At 63.3% G+C, this 15644-nt stretch carries 13 protein-coding genes; 4 read left to right on the top strand and 9 right to left on the bottom strand.

Annotation, left to right across the window (positions count from 1 at the left end):
* The first annotated feature begins 122 nt into the window (after positions 1–122).
* Together C0058_RS22215 and C0058_RS22210 are read left to right on the top strand one after the other, a co-directional pair.
* Positions 123–2480, top strand: a complete 2358-nt coding sequence (locus tag C0058_RS22215) for a DNA polymerase II (protein WP_102369591.1) — start codon at positions 123–125, stop codon at positions 2478–2480.
* A 72-nt stretch (positions 2481–2552) separates the two neighbouring features.
* A complete protein-coding gene (locus C0058_RS22210; protein WP_008434573.1) occupies positions 2553–3131 on the top strand; it encodes a GNAT family N-acetyltransferase in 579 nt (192 codons plus the stop codon).
* Here the strand turns inward: C0058_RS22210 and C0058_RS22205 are convergent.
* Positions 3128–3343 carry an AbrB/MazE/SpoVT family DNA-binding domain-containing protein gene (locus C0058_RS22205; protein WP_003208231.1) on the bottom strand — a complete coding sequence of 72 codons (216 nt, stop codon included), beginning with the start codon at positions 3341–3343 and terminating at the stop codon, positions 3128–3130. The genes C0058_RS22210 and C0058_RS22205 overlap by 4 nt on opposite strands.
* A 70-nt stretch (positions 3344–3413) precedes the next feature.
* Here C0058_RS22205 and C0058_RS22200 point away from each other — a divergent pair, with 70 nt between their 5' ends.
* Both C0058_RS22200 and C0058_RS22195 read left to right on the top strand, forming a co-directional pair.
* Positions 3414–4034, top strand: a complete 621-nt coding sequence (locus tag C0058_RS22200) for a glutathione S-transferase N-terminal domain-containing protein (protein ID WP_102369590.1) — start codon at positions 3414–3416, stop codon at positions 4032–4034.
* A 164-nt stretch (positions 4035–4198) separates the two neighbouring features.
* A complete protein-coding gene (locus C0058_RS22195; RefSeq protein ID WP_003208227.1) occupies positions 4199–4780 on the top strand; it encodes a DUF4174 domain-containing protein in 582 nt (193 codons plus the stop codon).
* A gap of 103 nt (positions 4781–4883) precedes the next feature.
* Here C0058_RS22195 and C0058_RS22190 read toward each other — a convergent pair whose 3' ends face one another.
* From C0058_RS22190 to C0058_RS22155, 8 genes are read right to left on the bottom strand one after another with little or no spacing between them, the layout of a single operon-like run.
* Positions 4884–5927: an acyltransferase family protein gene (locus C0058_RS22190; protein ID WP_102369589.1), complete on the bottom strand. Its 1044-nt coding sequence runs from the start codon at positions 5925–5927 to the stop codon at positions 4884–4886.
* Positions 5928–5963: 36 nt separating this feature from the next.
* Positions 5964–7379, bottom strand: a complete 1416-nt coding sequence (murJ, locus tag C0058_RS22185; protein WP_003208222.1) for a murein biosynthesis integral membrane protein MurJ — start codon at positions 7377–7379, stop codon at positions 5964–5966.
* 2 nt (positions 7380–7381) lie between these two features.
* Positions 7382–8809, bottom strand: a complete 1428-nt coding sequence (locus C0058_RS22180; RefSeq protein ID WP_032899307.1) for an O-antigen ligase — start codon at positions 8807–8809, stop codon at positions 7382–7384.
* Positions 8810–8811: 2 nt separating this feature from the next.
* On the bottom strand, positions 8812–9915 hold the full coding sequence (locus C0058_RS22175) for a glycosyltransferase family 1 protein (protein WP_008434566.1): 1104 nt from the start codon (positions 9913–9915) through the stop codon (positions 8812–8814).
* Positions 9906–11123 (bottom strand): glycosyltransferase family 4 protein, encoded by a 1218-nt coding sequence (locus C0058_RS22170; protein WP_102369588.1) that lies wholly within the window; start codon positions 11121–11123, stop codon positions 9906–9908. The genes C0058_RS22175 and C0058_RS22170 overlap by 10 nt, the downstream gene beginning before the upstream one ends.
* Before the next feature lie 8 nt (positions 11124–11131).
* The gene (locus C0058_RS22165) at positions 11132–12460 is read right to left on the bottom strand and encodes a cellulase family glycosylhydrolase (protein ID WP_102369587.1); all 1329 of its coding nucleotides are present in this window, start codon (positions 12458–12460) and stop codon (positions 11132–11134) included.
* Positions 12450–13640, bottom strand: coding sequence for a glycosyltransferase (locus tag C0058_RS22160; RefSeq protein WP_003208215.1), 1191 nt, complete (start codon positions 13638–13640; stop codon positions 12450–12452). The genes C0058_RS22165 and C0058_RS22160 overlap by 11 nt, the downstream gene beginning before the upstream one ends.
* Complete coding sequence (locus tag C0058_RS22155; RefSeq protein WP_003208213.1) at positions 13640–15631, bottom strand: exopolysaccharide transport family protein; 1992 nt, start codon at positions 15629–15631, stop codon at positions 13640–13642. Before C0058_RS22155 ends, C0058_RS22160 begins: the two co-directional genes overlap by 1 nt.
* Between the last annotated feature and the right edge of the window lie 13 nt (positions 15632–15644).

Raw genomic sequence — 15644 nt, 5'->3', positions numbered from 1 at the left:
TGTTCTGCAACAAGTTTGTGAGATTACTCTCCGTATACGTAGGCCATTTCGGTTAAATCGCCGCGCCGTGGCACAGGCCGAGTAGAATCACGCCCTGAAAGTGATTCTTGAGGTGTGGCAAGGTGGATTTACAGCAGGGGTTTGTCCTGACCCGGCATTGGCGCGACACCCCGGCGGGCACGGAGGTCAGCTTTTGGCTGGCTACCGATCAAGGCCCCAGGTTCGTGCGCTTGCCGGTGCAGACCTCCGTGATGTTCATCCCGCAAGCCCATCGCAAGCCCGCCGAGCTGCAGCTCAAGGGCGAGCGCGGTATCGAGTTGCGTGACCTGGCGCTCTGCGACTTCCACCATCGCCCGGTGCTGGGCCTCTACACCCAACAGCATCGCCAATTGATGGACCTGGAAAAGCGCCTGCGTCGAGCCGGCATCGACGTCTACGAAGGCGATGTGCGCCCGCCCGATCGCTACATGATGGAGCGCTTCATCACCGCGCCGGTGTTGTTCGGCGGCAAAGCGGGCGAGGGCGGCATGCTGGTGGAGGCGCAGATGAAACCCGCGCCGGATTACCGCCCGCCCCTCAAGCTGGTGTCGCTGGACATCGAGACCACCGCCCAGGGCGACCTGTATTCCATCGCCCTGGAAGGTTGCGGCGAGCGCCAGGTGTACATGCTCGGCCCGCCCAACAACACCGATGCGGTGGACTTCAAGCTCGACTATTGCGACACCCGCGCCGAACTCCTCGAACGCCTGAATGTGTGGCTCGCCACCCATGACCCCGACGCGATCATCGGCTGGAACCTGGTGCAGTTCGACCTGCGCGTGCTGCACGAACATGCGCAACGCCTGAACGTGCCGCTGCTGCTGGGCCGTGGCGGCGATGCCATGGGCTGGCGCGAGCACGGCAGCCGCAATCACTACTTCGCGGCAGCGGCCGGGCGGTTGATCATCGATGGCATCGAAGCCTTGCGCTCGGCCACCTGGAGTTTCGAATCCTTCAGCCTGGAAAACGTCGCCCAGACCTTGCTCGGTGAAGGTAAATCGATCTCCACGCCGTACCAGCGCATGGACGAAATCAACCGCATGTTCGCCGAGGACAAGCCCGCGCTGGCACGCTACAACCTCAAGGACTGCGAGCTGGTCACGCGGATTTTCGAGAAGACCGAGCTGCTGAAATTCCTCCTCGAACGAGCCAGCGTCACCGGCTTGCCGGCAGACCGCAACGGCGGTTCGGTGGCAGCGTTCACGCACCTGTACATGCCGCTGATGCACCGCCAGGGTTTCGTCGCGCCGAACCTGGGAGACAAACCACCCCAGGCCAGCCCCGGCGGGTTTGTCATGGATTCGCGCCCGGGCCTCTACGAGTCGGTGCTGGTGCTTGACTACAAAAGCCTCTACCCGTCGATCATCCGCAGCTTTCTGATCGACCCGGTGGGCCTGATCGAAGGCCTGCGTCACCCCGAAGACAGCGAGTCGGTGGAAGGCTTTCGCGGTGCGCGGTTTTCCCGCACCCGGCATTGCCTGCCGTCGATTGTCGCGCGGGTTTCCGAGGGCCGCGAAGTGGCCAAGCGCGAACACAACGCGCCGCTGTCCCAAGCGCTGAAGATCATCATGAACGCCTTCTACGGCGTACTCGGATCCAGTGGTTGCCGCTTCTTCGACACGCGACTGGCATCGTCCATCACCCTGCGCGGCCACCAGATCATGCGCCAGACCCGCGAGCTGGTCGAAGCCCGGGGTTATGAGGTGATCTATGGCGATACCGACTCGACTTTTGTCTGGCTCGGCAGCCCCCATTCCCAGGAAGACGCGACGCGCATCGGCCTGGACCTGGTGCAGCACGTCAACACCTGGTGGCGCGAGCGCCTGCAGAATGAGTTCGGCCTGCAAAGCGCCCTGGAACTGCAATACGAAACCCACTTCAGCCGCTTCCTGATGCCGACCATTCGTGGTGCGGAAGAGGGCAGCAAAAAGCGCTACGCCGGGCTGGTCACCCGTGCCGACGGCAGCGAAGAAATGGTCTACAAGGGCCTGGAAACCGTACGCAGCGACTGGTCGCCCCTGGCCCGGCAATTCCAGCAGGAACTCTACCAGCGCATCTTCCACCGCCAGCCCCACCAGGATTATGTGCGCGACTACGTACGTCGCACCTTGAGCGGCGAGCTCGACGACCTGCTGATCTACCGCAAGCGCCTGCGCCGGCAACTGGGTGACTACGAGCGCAACGTACCGCCCCACGTGCGCGCCGCGCGGCTGGCCGACGAATACAACGACCGCCAGGGTCGCCCGCGCCAGTACCAGAACGGTGGCTGGATCAGCTACGTGATCAGCGTCAATGGCCCCGAACCGCTGGAAGTGCGCCAGGCGCCGATCGACTACGACCACTACGTCACCCGGCAACTGCAACCGGTGGCGGACGCGATCCTGCCGTTTGTAAACGATGACTTCGGCACCCTGGTGGGCGGCCAGATGGGCTTGTTCTAAAACGGCTTGCCTTGAGGTGGCGAGAGCCTGCAATCTTGGCCACTGACGACCACCAGACAGCGCAGCCCTCCCATGACTGAAATCACCCTGACCGGCACCACGGTCGAACTCCGGCCCCTGCAACGCGAACACGCCACCGCCCTGGTACAGGCTGCTGCCGACGGGCAGTTGTGGAACCTCAAGGTGACCAACGTGCCGGGGCCCGACACCGTCGAAAAGTACGTGGACATTGCCCTGGCCGGGCGTGAGGCAGGCACCGTGATGCCGTTTGTCATCGTGCGCCGCGACACCGGTGAAGTGGTGGGCAGCACCCGGTTCTGGAAGGTCGACCGGGTCAATCGCAAGCTGGAGATCGGCCACACGTTTATCAGCCAGTCGGTGCAGAAATCCGGGGTCAACACCGAGGCCAAGCTGTTGCTGCTGACCCACGCGTTTGAAGTGATGGAGTGCGTGCGGGTGCAGTTCACCACCGATGAACTCAACGAAAAATCCCGGGCCGCGATCCTGCGCCTCGGCGCGGTACAGGAAGGGATCGTGCGCCACGAGCGCATCATGCCCGATGGCCGCAAGCGCAACTCGGTGCGCTTCAGCATCATTGATCCGGAATGGCCACAGGTGAAGGCGGGGTTGCAAGCCAGGCTGGCTCGCTAGGGCTTATGGCTCAGCTCTTCCACTAACTCATCCATCCGGTCGGCAATTTTCGGCGTGGTCGACAGCACAAAGCCTTTTTGCGTGCCCACATAGGTCTCGACGATGTACAGCGTGTCGCCCACATCCAGCCCCAGTTCCTGCAAGGCTTCGTCTGGCAGGCGGATGGCGCCGTCGCCGTCCCAGTCTTCGATCGTGACGCGTTTGCTGTGCATGATGGCTTCCCGTTGAACGAATGAACGGCCTAGCCTAACACCTCAATCCACTGTCAGGAGGCTTGGCACTGTGTACACCCTTTACGGAACCCAAGGCACCGGCTCGTGCATCATCGAAATTGCCCTGCAGCGTTGCGGTGTCGAGTGGTGCCAGGTCGACGCCTGCTCCTGGGAAGACCGCGTGGGCAACGAGGCGTTGGCGCGGATCAACCCGCTCAAGCAAATCCCCACCCTGAAACTGCCCAATGGCAGCGTGTTGACGGAAAGCGCGGCGATCCTGATTCACCTGGGCCTGCAGTTTCCCGCCTCAGAGCTGCTGCCCGAGGAGCCCGCCCAAGTCATTCGCGGCCTGGTGTACATCGCCGCCAACTGTTACTCGGCGATTGGCATCATCGACTATCCGGAACGCTGGACCGACAGCCCCGATGCGCAGCAGCATGAACAGCTGATCAGCGGCACCCGTCGCCGCCTGCATGGGGCCTGGGAAGTGTTTGCCGATCAATTTGCCGAGCAACTGTCCACCCCGGCGCAGGTTCCGAATGCACTGGCGATCATGGCTGCGGCGGTGTCGCGTTGGGCAGGCGGGCGGGACGCGCTGCACCAGTCGCGGCCTGAGTTTGCCCGGGTGCTGGCGCAGGTGGATGCCCACCCAAACGTAGCGCCGGTATTTGCCCGGCATTGGCCGTCGTGAGCATCCGCAATCAAAAGAAACAATGAGGCGTAAGGTGGCTAAACGCCTTGCGTCGCGGGCGTCCTGACCTACGCTTTCTGAAGTTGTTGTAGGAATCATCCTTGAATTTGACTGTCGCAGACATGAAACTCAAGAACCCTGCATGGAATTCAAAGGAGGTGTGCATGCTCATCCGGTCGCTGACCCTGGCTACCCTGATGGCTTTTACGGGGCCGCTGTTGGCCGCGGATGATCTCAATCCGCTCAAGCAGGACCTGGGCAAGTCCCGCCCGTTGGTGGTGGTGGAGCTCGACTCCGGCAACCCGACGTTGGCCACCCTCAAGAAACAGCTGGACGAGCCTGCCAACAAGCAGTCCTTTGAAGAGCGCAACATGGTGCTGTACACCGTGTCCTTTGGCAGCATCGGCGCTGAAGGCGAGAAGTTCGCCAAGGACGCGAAGGACAACAAGAAGCTCGCGCCGCCGGAAACCAACGCGCTGATCCGCGCACTCAAGCTGGGCGCCGGCAGTGGTACCAAGGTGATCCTGGTGGGCAAGGACGGCGAGAAAAAACTCGAGAAGACCGTGCCACCCGACACCCTCAGCCTGGCGGATTTCTTCAGCGCGATTGATCAGATGCCCCAGGCTGAAAAGGACCTTGCCGCCCCGGCCGAACCGGAACCGGCTGCCCCTGCAGCTGGCAAGCCTGGCGCCAAGGCGGGCAAAAACACCAAGCATCCAGCGCCACAACCGGCACTGGATGATTGAGCGTTTTTCTGTAGGCGCTGGCTTGCCTGCGATAGCATCACCTCGGTAATTCAGGCACACCGCGGTGATGCCATCGCAGGCAAGCCAGCTCCCACATCACGCCTCAAGCTCCAGGCTTTTCACCGGCCACCGCCGGTGCCTTGCGTATCGGGAAGGGGAAGTAGAAAAACCGCAGGAACGCTACCCGCTTGATCACTTCGCCGATCATCAACGGCACCACCACCGCCACCACCAGCCCGATGCTCGCCGACAGCAGCGGATGCAGCCCGAACCGTTCCATCAAGTCCACCGTCTTGTGTTGAATTTCCCCGTGGAAGATCAACAGAATCAACGTCGACTGCCCGATGTACGTCATCGCCCGCGTCAGCAGCCCCGAGACCATCATCACCCCGGCCAGGGCCCAGCATACATATACGCCGATCACCGCCAGCAAACTGGTCCACAGCCAGTGGTCGTAACGCCGCTGTGCCAGGTCCATGGTGTCCCAGCTGTAGATGAACACCACCGCAAACAACGCCATGGCGCCCAGTAGCGTCAGCAACGAACTCTGGTGGCGACGCAGCACGTCCCGCAGCAAGTAACCAAAGATAAAATAGGTACTGCTGATCAACGTCACATCAATGCTGAACGGCAGCCCCGGCATCGTCCAGGTCTGCCCGCCGACGGTCACCGGCACCTGCCAGAACCACGGCAGGGTCCAGATCCCGAGCATCAATTGCAGGGTGATCACCACGCAGCTCATGGCCAGCGACAAGCCCAGGCGCTGCATCAGCCGCAACATCACCCAGCCGAACAGAATCGCCACCCAGAAGTGCGGCAGGAACCACAGCGCCTGCCATGGAATGGTGTCCACCGAGGCATACAGCACGCCGCCGATGTCCGGCAGCAGTGCCTGGCCGCGCAGCAGGTCGCGGATCAGGATGTACACCAGCATGGTGAAGAAGAACGGCTTGAGCAGTGCATCGGCCTTGCGCACCGCCATCTCGACAAAGGGTTGTTCAGGCTTGAAGAACACCCCGGAGAGAAAGAAGAACAACGGCAGGATAAATACCGCCAGCAGCGGGTACAGCAAGTCCAGGGAACTGGCGACAAACCAGCTGTGCCCGAACACGATGATCAGGATGCCAATGCCCTTGGCAATATCCATTTGAATCCAGCGTTTTTTCACCTGACTGCTCCCACTCTATAAATCTGCCTTGCGCCACGGCTTGAGCCACAGGCCCATGCCCAGCAACACCACGGCCCCCGCCAGGGTGCTCAACCCCAGCTGAAGCCAAATACCTTGAACCCGAAACAACACCAACGCCGCCAAGCCCATCACCAGCCCACTCAGCAACCAGTGCCCCTTCCAGGGCAGGGCGCCGAGCAAGGCCTGGCGTTGCATCAGCAGCAACGCCGTGCACAGCACGCCGGCGAGGGCGGCCAGCGGGATACCCGCCAGGCCAAACACAAACGGCAGCACACCCAGCAGCAACACGTTCACCAGGCTGCCCAGCAACTCGCAACGCAGCGGCTGGCGGGTGTCGCCGGCGGCATAGGCATAACGCGCCAGCAGGGCGTTCCAGGCGCCGAACACCAGCGGCACGGCAAACCAGGCCAGCAACAGCGGCAACGGCGAATCCACCGACTGCTTGGGCAGCAGCAACGCCACCAGGCTCGGCGCCGCCGCCACCAGGCCGACGCCTGCGGGCAAGGTCAGCAGGCTGGCGGTTTCCAGGCCACGCTTGAGCAGGGCCAGGCGCTCGTCGCCCTGGCGCCGGCTCATCATGCCCAGCAGCACCTGGTTGAGGCTCATCAGGGCAATCAACGGCAAGTTCATCAGCTTGCGGGCCAGGTTGACCCAGGTCACCGCACCTTCACCCAGCAAGGACGCCACCAGCCGTTCAATCAGCGCCAAACCCTGGCTGGCACCGTTGCTTAAAAGCAGCGGGCCTATGCGAGCGCCCAGCTCGCGCAATTCCAATGTCGAAGCCCGCAGCCGCCACGGCCGCCAGCCCAGGCGCAGCATCGACGGCAACAGCGCCAGGGGCATCAGCAGGCTGCCGGTGAGGCAGGCCAACGCCAGCGAGTGCGGTTGCGTGGCGGTACCGGCGAGGGCGAGGTAGGTCACCGGCGGCAGGTTGAACAGCAACGAACCGAGCCCCGCGACCACAAAGCGCTCGCTGGCCTGCAGCGGAATACTGAACAGCGCATGCAGCATCAGCCCCGGCACACTCCAGGCGAGAATCTGCAAGTTGCTGCTGGCGAGGCTGGTGGCCGTCGCCGCCAGCCCCGGGCCGAGCAGTTGCACCAGCCATGGCGCCAGCAACGTCAGCAGCAGGCTGGTCACCAGGGCGATCAGCAACAGCGCCGGGAACAACACCGCCAGCCAGTCCAGGCGCTCGCCGTCCTTGCGTTGCAGGTACAGCGGCAGGGCGGCGGCACTCAGCACACCCCCGGCCAGGGACATGCGCAACGCTTCGGGCAAGAACAGCGCGATCAGGAACGCATCGCTGCGCTCGCCCGCACCCCACGCCGCCACCAGCAACCACTCACGGGCAAACCCGAGGCACAGCCCCAGCAAGGTTGCCAGGGTCAACCAGAACGCCGATCCGAGCATGCCTAGGGCCCGACGCTATTGAACACAGGCTTGCGATGCGCCACGGTCTTGACCTTTGGCAGACGCGCCGGAAACAGCCGCCGCGCCTCCAGCACGTTGATCCCCACCATCAGCCAGAACAGCGCAATCATCACCAGGGCGAAGCTGAAGTAGTGGTCGAAAAAGCCGCTGACCAGCGCCGACAGAATCCCCGCCGTGCTGCCCAGCCAGATCGCATTGTCCTTGGTCAGGCGGATCGGGCCGATTTCCGGACGGGACTCGCGCCACCAGCGCCAGGTCACTGCGATAAACAGCAGCATGCTGATCACCCCGGTCTTGTAGACGAAATTCAGCCACAGGTTGGAAATCCCCAGCAGGTGCGTACCCGGCACTGGAGGGTCAACCTTGAAGCCAATGCCCAGCGGGTAACTGGCCACGGCCTGGGGGAACATGCGGTATTCGTCAAAGCGCACTTCCGTACTCGCGTTCTGCGCCGAAAAGATCGTCGCCAGGCGTTCCTGCAGCGGTGGATACGACACTACCAGCGCCGCCGCCAACGCCACGCCGATCATCAGCAAACGCCCGGTGTACGGCACCCGCCGCGACGCCATCCAGATCAGCACCAGCGCCAGGCTGACCATCGCCCCCCGGCTGCTGGCCAACAGCAGGGCCGCCGCACCCAGGCAGGCAACGCCCAGGCCGAGACCGCGTTTCCAGCCGGTGTTGGTGATGCCGTAGCAGAACGCCAATGGCAGCAGCAGCGCCATGATCCCGCCGGTGGCATTCGGGTGCATCCATGGCGAACCCATCCGCGAGGCCATGGCACCCAGGCCCAGGGACAGGGTGTCGAGGCTGCCGTAGTTCATCAGGGTCAGGATCGGCAACATGCCCGAGGCCGAGCGCGAGCGGATAAATACGCCGATGGACATCACCAGCATCGCCAGTGTGCCCAGCAACAAGGCGATCACCAGGGCTTCGCGGTTCTTCTGTTCAACCAGCAGCTTGGCGGCGAGGAACAGCACCGACAGGTTCAGCAGCCAACGCAACCAGTTCGCCACGCCGCTGGCCTCGGCGGTGATGCTGACCTGGCCGACGATAAACGGCACCACTGTGAAGATCATCAGCCACATCAACATGCGGTCGGTAGGGCGCCGCGACAGCGGTGGGGCGGCCGGCAGGCGCGAGAGGAAACCGTGCCAGATCACCGCCGCCCAAGTCAGGGCGATCAGCGCCTCACTGACCGTACTGCGAATCCCCAGGTTGAGGGTGGAGTAGGGCATGAACGTCGCCACCAGGGCGAACAGCAGCAGTCCCCAGAACGGGAACCGCAGAATCGTCACGGCAGCGGCCAGGCCGATCACTGCCAGCACGGCCTTGACCGGGGAAAGAAACAGGATCAACCCACCAAACAGCAGGCCGAAGACGATGGCGACGAGGCTACCCAGTGAGATTCTCAATTCAATTCCTCGATCAGTTCGGCCAGGCGCCGACGGTAGGCCTGGTGGTTGAAGCGTTCGGCCCAGCTGCGTAACTGTTCAGGTGGTTGTTCGACGGGTTGGTCGGCCAGGTGCAGCATCAATTGCACCAGCGCCGCGCCGTCCGTGGGTGAAAACCGCGGTGCCAGCGGCGGGGTGATTTCGTCCAGCGAGGTACCGCTGGCCACCGCCACCGGAGTGCCGACGCTCAGGGCTTCGATTACCGGCAAGCCAAAGCCTTCCGCGTAGGAAGGCTGCCACAGGCGCAAGGCCTTGCGGTAGAGCCCGTGCAATTCAGCGTCGGATACGCCGCTCAAGGCGCGTATCCCCGGGTAGTTGCGTTGTGCTTCGGGCAAATGCTCCAGGCTGCCCACCAGCACCAGTTCCGGCACGCTCGGCGACTGGCTGCGCGCTTGCTGCCAGGCGTCCACCAGGAACGGCACGTTCTTGCGCAATTCCCGGGTACCCACCAGCAGCCAGTAGCGCTCGGGCAGTTGCCGGGCCGAGAGGTCCGCCGGCAGTCCGACAAAACCGACCACCTGGTTGGGCAACACGCGAATCTTGCCTGCCGCCTTGGGAAACAGCCGCGCGGTTTCGTCGGCACTGTACTGCGAAGGCGTCCACACCCGGTCTGCCGTGTGCACCGCATAGGTGATCGACAGCCGATCACTGGCCTTGTAGATCAGCGCCTTCAGGCGGTTGGCGTGATAGTTGTCCAGGGTGATCTGAAACAGGTCATGCAGCAGCACCACGGTGCGCAGGCCCTGGGGTTTGGGCGGCAGCGGCAGGCCCATATTGAAGGTGCTTATGTACACATCGATGTGCTCATTGCGCAGCGCCTTGGGCAGGTAGCCCGCCTCGAAACGCAGGCGCTGGTGCGGCTGGTGCATGGCGGTCTTGGCGCAGCCCCAGTCCGGGCAATGCACGTTCAGGCGCAGCTCATCCCCCAGCGGCGCGACGCTGAAGCGTTCGAGCTCGATGCCGGGCAGGGTGCGCAGGGCATCTTCCAGGGCGTACACCTGGCGACTGATGCCTGATTGCGGCGAGGTGCCGACGGTGCGGTAATCGAGGCCTATGCGCATGCCGGCTCCTTTTGGCTCTGGGGCGACAGTTGCGCGTACACCTGCTCCAGCTGGCTGGCGGCGACGCTCCAGTCATGGGCACGGCGCACATAAGCGCGACCGGCTTCGCCCATGGGAGCAGCGACTTCAGGCTGTTGCAACAGGCGCACCACGGCGTCGGCCAGGCTTTCAGCGGTCTGGCCGCCGAGGTAATCCAGGCCTTCCACCAGGTCCAGGCCGGACACGCCCTGGTCGGTACTCGCCAGCGGCAGGCCGGCGGCCAGGGCTTCAAGCACCTTGAGCTTGGAGCCGCCGCCATGGCGCAACGGTGCCAGAAACACCGAGCAACTCGATTGCAGGGCCAGCAGGTTGGGGACAAAGCCCTGCCATTCGATGCGTCCGTCCTGCCAGCGTTCGCGCCAGCTTTCCGGCATGCCGAAACCGCAGACGCTCATGCGTGCGTCGGGGCAGCGGGCCCACACTTTCGGCAGGATCTCATCCAGTGCCCACTCGATGGCATCGACGTTGGGCGCGTATTCGTAGTTGCCCAGAAACAGCACGCGGCGGGTCGTCGGGTCGGGTCGGGCAGCAGCGAAGTGCGCGCAATCCACCCCGTTGACCACCACCGGTACCGGCTTGCCGGCAATCTGCGCCAGGGTCTGGGCGTCGGCGTCGGTCACGGCGACCACTTGCGCGGCCTGGCGCATCACCCGGTGTTCCCAGCGGCCGTAGCGCCATTGATCGTAGCGTATGAACGGCAACGCCCAGCCGGGCAGGCGGTCGTAAGTCGCGGCGCCGAGGGACGATTCGACATTGTGTTCGGTCAGCACAAACGGCTGGGAGCGACGGGCCAATGCAGCTTCGTAAGGCTGGAAGGTGTAGGTATGTTCGATCTGCACCACGTCCCAATGCTCGGTCAGCAAGAGCTCGAAGGTGTCCTGCAGTTCACCCGACAGGCCATTCACACTGGCCAGCAACGGGTACGGCGCAAACAGCCCGGCCAGCAGGGTCTTCAGGCTGCGCAGCGGGCGGCGGGGGAGGATGATCACCTGTTCCAGAAAGGCTTCCAGCACCTGGCGATCCGTCAGCGATACCGCATGTTTGTCATGCAGCAGCAAGGTGATCCGATGCCCGCGCGCAGCCAGGCTGCGCAGCAAATGAAACTGGCGCGTCTTGCCGCCGCTGGTAGCGGGCCAAGGCGAGTAGGGCAGGATCCAGAGGATGCGCATGGGTGGCTTCAATCCCATAACAGAATTTGCAGGTTCGGCTTGACCGGTACGTCCAGTCCATTGGTGCCACTCAAGGGTGTTTCGGTGCCGCGCAACGGGTCATACAAAGTGGCGGTGGTCATGCCCGGCAAGTGCGCGCTGCCGCCACGGGCCGACCAGAAAAACCACACTTTGCGCCCGTCGGCACGGGACCAGCCGATGCTGAACAGGCCATCGGGCAACTGATCGGCGGTGGGTGGGTCGCCGGGGGTCAATTTGGGCCCGCTCACCTGCAGGAAATTCTGCAGCGCGGTGTACGACGGCTTGGGGTTGGCGTCGATGTCGAGCAAGCCATAACTCTGGTCGCGCACGCTGGCGCGCTGGTCCAGGTCGCTCAGGGTGAACAGGAAGATCTTGTCGAAATCCAGCGCGCTCATCAGCGCGACGCGGCGCACGATGTAGTCGGCCTGGCCCTGGGTGGTGATGAAGTCCTGCACCTCTTTCGGGCCTTTGTAGGTCGACCAGCCCCACTCGGTGCTCCACAGGGTATTCACCCCGGCCGCCCGCAGCTTCTGGTTGAGGGCGCTGGTTTTTTCGACAAAGTCGAGGTTCGACGGCGTGTTGCCTTCGGGCAATTGGGTGTAGGGGTGATAGGACATGATGGTATTCAGGCTCGGCACGCCCCGTTGCAGCAGCCCGTCGAGCATGTTCTGGCCGTTGGGCATTTCGCTGAAGAATGCCATGCCGGCGGCCACCACCGGTTTGTTCGGGTTCACCACCCGCAACGCGGCGGCGGTGACTTGCAACAGGTTCGCATAGCCGGCCGGGTCGGCGGCGGGGCGCCAGAACCCCAGCAGGTTCGGTTCGTTCCACACCTGCCACGCATCTACGCTGGGGTAACGCTGTTCCAGCAATGCCATGCGGTTGGCGAAGATATTCGGGTCCTTGGGCGGGAACTGGTCCTGGTACGGCGAGGAGGCGGGCGCGGTGGTGGCGAACTTCGCCGAGCCCACCAGGTAGAACACCGACTTGATCTGGTTCTGCTGCAGCTTGTTCACCAGTTCGTCGAGGGTCGCGACGTTGTACTGGTTCTCGGCGGTTTCCAGCTGGTCCCAGTGCAGGTCCAGGCGCACCCACTCCAGGCCCAGGGCCTTGAGGCGGTCGATCTGCTTCTGATAACGCTCGGGGCTGAACCACAGGAACTGCGCGTTCACCCCCAGGAAGTCCTTCCACACGACCTCTTTGCTGCCCTTGAGCACATGGCTCTCGGCATCGGCCGGGCGGCCCCAGAGAAAGGCGGTCAAACCCAGCGCAGCGACGACTGCGAGGGTAGCGAGGTAAGTCCGTTTACGCGCCATGGTTGCCTCCTGCAACGGTTTGCTCAAACAGGCTCGCGAACTTCTGCGCGGTCACTGGCCACAACCGTTCGCGGCCTATGGCGGCGGCGCGTGCGGCCCAGTCCGTGGCCATGTGCGGGTTGCGTGCGAGCCGCAGCAGTTGTTCGCTCAAGGCGGCTACATCGCCTTGTGGATAGATGGCGCCATTGCCGCTGGCGACTTCCTCGGCAAACGCCCTGGCATCGGAGGTGATCGCGCCGCGCCCGCAGGCGGCAGCCCAGGACAATGCGCCGCTGGTGCCGCGCTGGCGGCCCAGCAGGCCGAGCTTTTTCGATTCGCGATACGGCAGCACCATCACATGGTGCGCCTGGATCGTCTGCGGGATCTCGCTGGCCGGCAAATTCAGCCGCCAGTCGATGGAGCCTGCCAGGCCGAGTTCGGCAATCTGGCTGTTCAACTGCTCCAGGTAATTGCCGCCTGTGCCAAACGCCATTTCGGCGGCAGTGCCACCGGCCAGGGTCAGGCGCACACGGTCACGCAATTCGGGGGCTTTTTCGAAGGCGGCGGCCAGGGCCTGCAACAGGTCTTCGATGCCTTTGCCACGGTAGATAAAACCGAAATACAACAGGTGCAGCGTGTCCAGCGGCGGCAAGGCCACCGGCGGGATATCCAGGTTGGCGTGGTTGATCACCGCCACCTTGCCGGCGGGCAATTGCATGCGCGCCGTCAGGCAGTCGGCGCCCAGGCGGGTGAGGGTCACCAGCCGGGTCAGGCCCTGGGCGACGTGACGTTCTTCGCGCAGGGTCAAGGGATCGGCCAGCACCACTGCCGCCTGGGGCAATGGGCTGGGCAAGGATTCCAGCAGGTTCAGCGGAAAGGGCAATTGCTCGCGCCGCCAGACCATGCGTTCCGGGTCATGCACCGTGGCGGTCAACGGCAGGGCGGGGTAGGCCTTGCGCAATTCGCGCAGGGCCAGGAACTCCCCCAGCCGCCCACCGCCCAGCTCCGCGTGGACCAGGTCAACACCCTGCCAGTCGAAACCGGCAATGGCTTGCTTGATCGCCGCCGTGCTGCCGACCACGCCCGTCAAGGGCGTAGCCACCTCGACGCCCAGTTGCTCCAGTGCCGTCTTGAAGTGGTTCGCGTAGTCGGCGATCCCGTTCTTTTCCGGCGGCAGGGGAGCGAGCAGGGCGATGCGCATCAGAACGAACCCCGGTATTTGGCGATGGTTTTCAGCACCTTGACCGGTACCTCGAACTTGCGGCGGTTGATGATAATGCCATCGACCTTGCCGAACGCCGTGGTGAGGATCGACAGTGCGTGTTCCACCACCGGTACCGTGCTTTTTTGCGCTTCCACTACCAGCGCAATCAGGTCGGCACGGCGCAGGTTGATGAACGCATCACGATTGTCCAGCAGCGCCGAAGCATCCAGCAGTACCACCTGGCCCGGAATCGCCGGCTCAACCCCGCCGATCCGCACCCGCACGCCGTTCTCTTCCAGCAACTGGCGCAACTGCTCGACGATAAAGCTCACGCCTTCACCGTGCCGTGCCGAGGTCAGCCCCAGGGTCAGGCCCTGTTCGGCAATACGCTCCAGCGGCAGCAACCCATACAGGCGATAGATGCTCGCGTTGAAGGCGTTGGTGCTTTGCGCGGTGCTGGTGTCCAACTCCGGCAGCGTGGTCCACAGCGGCAGGCCGAATTTGCCTTCCACCAGGCCGCCGTCGTGGATCCGTTGATCCAGCAGGTAGCACAGGTAGATCACCAGCAAGCCGACCACGATGGAGAACGGGATCGCCAGCAACAGCATCAGCAGGGTTTTCGGGAAGACGCGCCCAGGGTTCAGGGTAGCTTCTTCGATCACCGCGATGTTACTGATCTGGCTCTTGTCCAGTTCACGGTCGATCCGCGATTTTTCCAGGCTGTCGACATACAGCGCGTAGTTTTTCTCGGTGCCGTTCAACTCACGGGCCAGGCGCGCCAGTTCCGGCTCGATGGCCAGGGCGTCCTTGCGCTGGGCTTCCAGTTCAGTCAGTTGCTTCTGCTGTTGCACCAACTGTGTACGCAGCGACTGGTTGCGGCTGGTCTCATCCAGCAGTACCCGTTGCAGGTGGATTTCCAGGGTGTTCGGCGCGCGGTTCTCGGAGCTTTGCACCGTGTCGCTTTCACCGGCGACCTGGGCCTGCATGGCACGGATCGAAGCGTCCAGGGCTTTGACCGGCGGCGCGTTATCCGTATAGGTACGCATCATGTCGGCTTTTTCCAGGAGCTTCTGGTTCAGCAGGCGACGCAAGTCTTGTTGCTGCGGGTTCAACGCGATCTGGCGAACCGTGGTCACCTCTTTGGGCTGGCCCTTGAGTTGGTCACGGGTGCTCTGCAACGCCACGTCGGAGGAAGCGATCAGCCGAGTGGAGTTGAACACCTCGCCACGCAGCACGTTGATCCGCTCGGACAAGTCTTCCAGGCGATCGGTGATGCTCGAGGCGCCGATGTCGTTCAAGTGCGCGAGGATCTGCTCCTTGTAGCTCTTGATCTGCGCAGCGCTGGAAGACACCTGGCCTTCATAGAACGCATACAGGCTCTTGCGGCCCAACGCCTGGGTGCGCTCGTCGATGTAGGTCTCGACCCAATCCTTGACCACCGCCTGGGCGATTTGCGGGTCATCCCAGCGGAAGCTGATGTCCATCACCGTAGAGCCGATGGCGTGGGTCACTTCGAAGTTTTTCTCCAGGCTTTTCGCCAGGCGTTCCACCGGGGTGGTTTCTTCGACGATGCCAACGGTTTCCAGCACCACTCGCACACCGTCAAATACGGCACTGATGCCTTTCTTGACGTACCACTTGGTGCGCTTCCACACGCCTTCCGGCGGCTGCATCTTGTCCATCACGTCGAGGTAATGCTCGGCCACTGCACGCACGATAGGGCGGCCGGTCAGCAGGCGCTCTTCGTCGACAATCGGGTCGCGCTGGGTGCTCGGCATGACGATTGGCTGACGGTTGTCGACCTCGATCGGCATCGTCGAGTCACGCCCTGGTTTTACCAGCAATCGCGCGGTGGATTCATACTTGGCCGGCAGCAGGAACGCCCCCAGCAAAATGATCACCAGCGCGGCAATCGCCGCCAGTTTGAACTCGTGCTTGAAGATGAAGAACAGACGCAGAAGATCACGAAAAGAACGGATCTCGATCATGGGATGTCGCTCC

Source organism: Pseudomonas sp. NC02 (genome assembly GCF_002874965.1).
Taxonomy (GTDB): Bacteria; Pseudomonadota; Gammaproteobacteria; order Pseudomonadales; family Pseudomonadaceae; genus Aquipseudomonas.
Note: the sequence above shows the minus strand (reverse complement) of the source record. Positions and strands in the feature narration are given on the sequence as shown.

Bases quoted from the DNA above. Each gene is read 5' to 3' on its own strand.
- C0058_RS22205 (WP_003208231.1), bottom strand. From the start codon at position 3,343: ATGCACAGCAAACGCGTCACGATCGAAGACTGGGACGGCGACGGCGCC.
- C0058_RS22170 (WP_102369588.1), bottom strand. From the start codon at position 11,123: ATGCGCATCCTCTGGATCCTGCCCTACTCGCCTTGGCCCGCTACCAGC.
- C0058_RS22175 (WP_008434566.1), bottom strand. From the start codon at position 9,915: ATGCGCATAGGCCTCGATTACCGCACCGTCGGCACCTCGCCGCAATCA.
- C0058_RS22190 (WP_102369589.1), bottom strand. From the start codon at position 5,927: ATGGATATTGCCAAGGGCATTGGCATCCTGATCATCGTGTTCGGGCAC.
- C0058_RS22210 (WP_008434573.1), top strand. From the start codon at position 2,553: ATGACTGAAATCACCCTGACCGGCACCACGGTCGAACTCCGGCCCCTG.
- C0058_RS22160 (WP_003208215.1), bottom strand. From the start codon at position 13,640: ATGCGCATCGCCCTGCTCGCTCCCCTGCCGCCGGAAAAGAACGGGATC.
- C0058_RS22165 (WP_102369587.1), bottom strand. From the start codon at position 12,460: ATGGCGCGTAAACGGACTTACCTCGCTACCCTCGCAGTCGTCGCTGCG.
- murJ (WP_003208222.1), bottom strand. From the start codon at position 7,379: ATGCTCGGATCGGCGTTCTGGTTGACCCTGGCAACCTTGCTGGGGCTG.
- C0058_RS22195 (WP_003208227.1), top strand. From the start codon at position 4,199: ATGCTCATCCGGTCGCTGACCCTGGCTACCCTGATGGCTTTTACGGGG.
- C0058_RS22155 (WP_003208213.1), bottom strand. From the start codon at position 15,631: ATGATCGAGATCCGTTCTTTTCGTGATCTTCTGCGTCTGTTCTTCATC.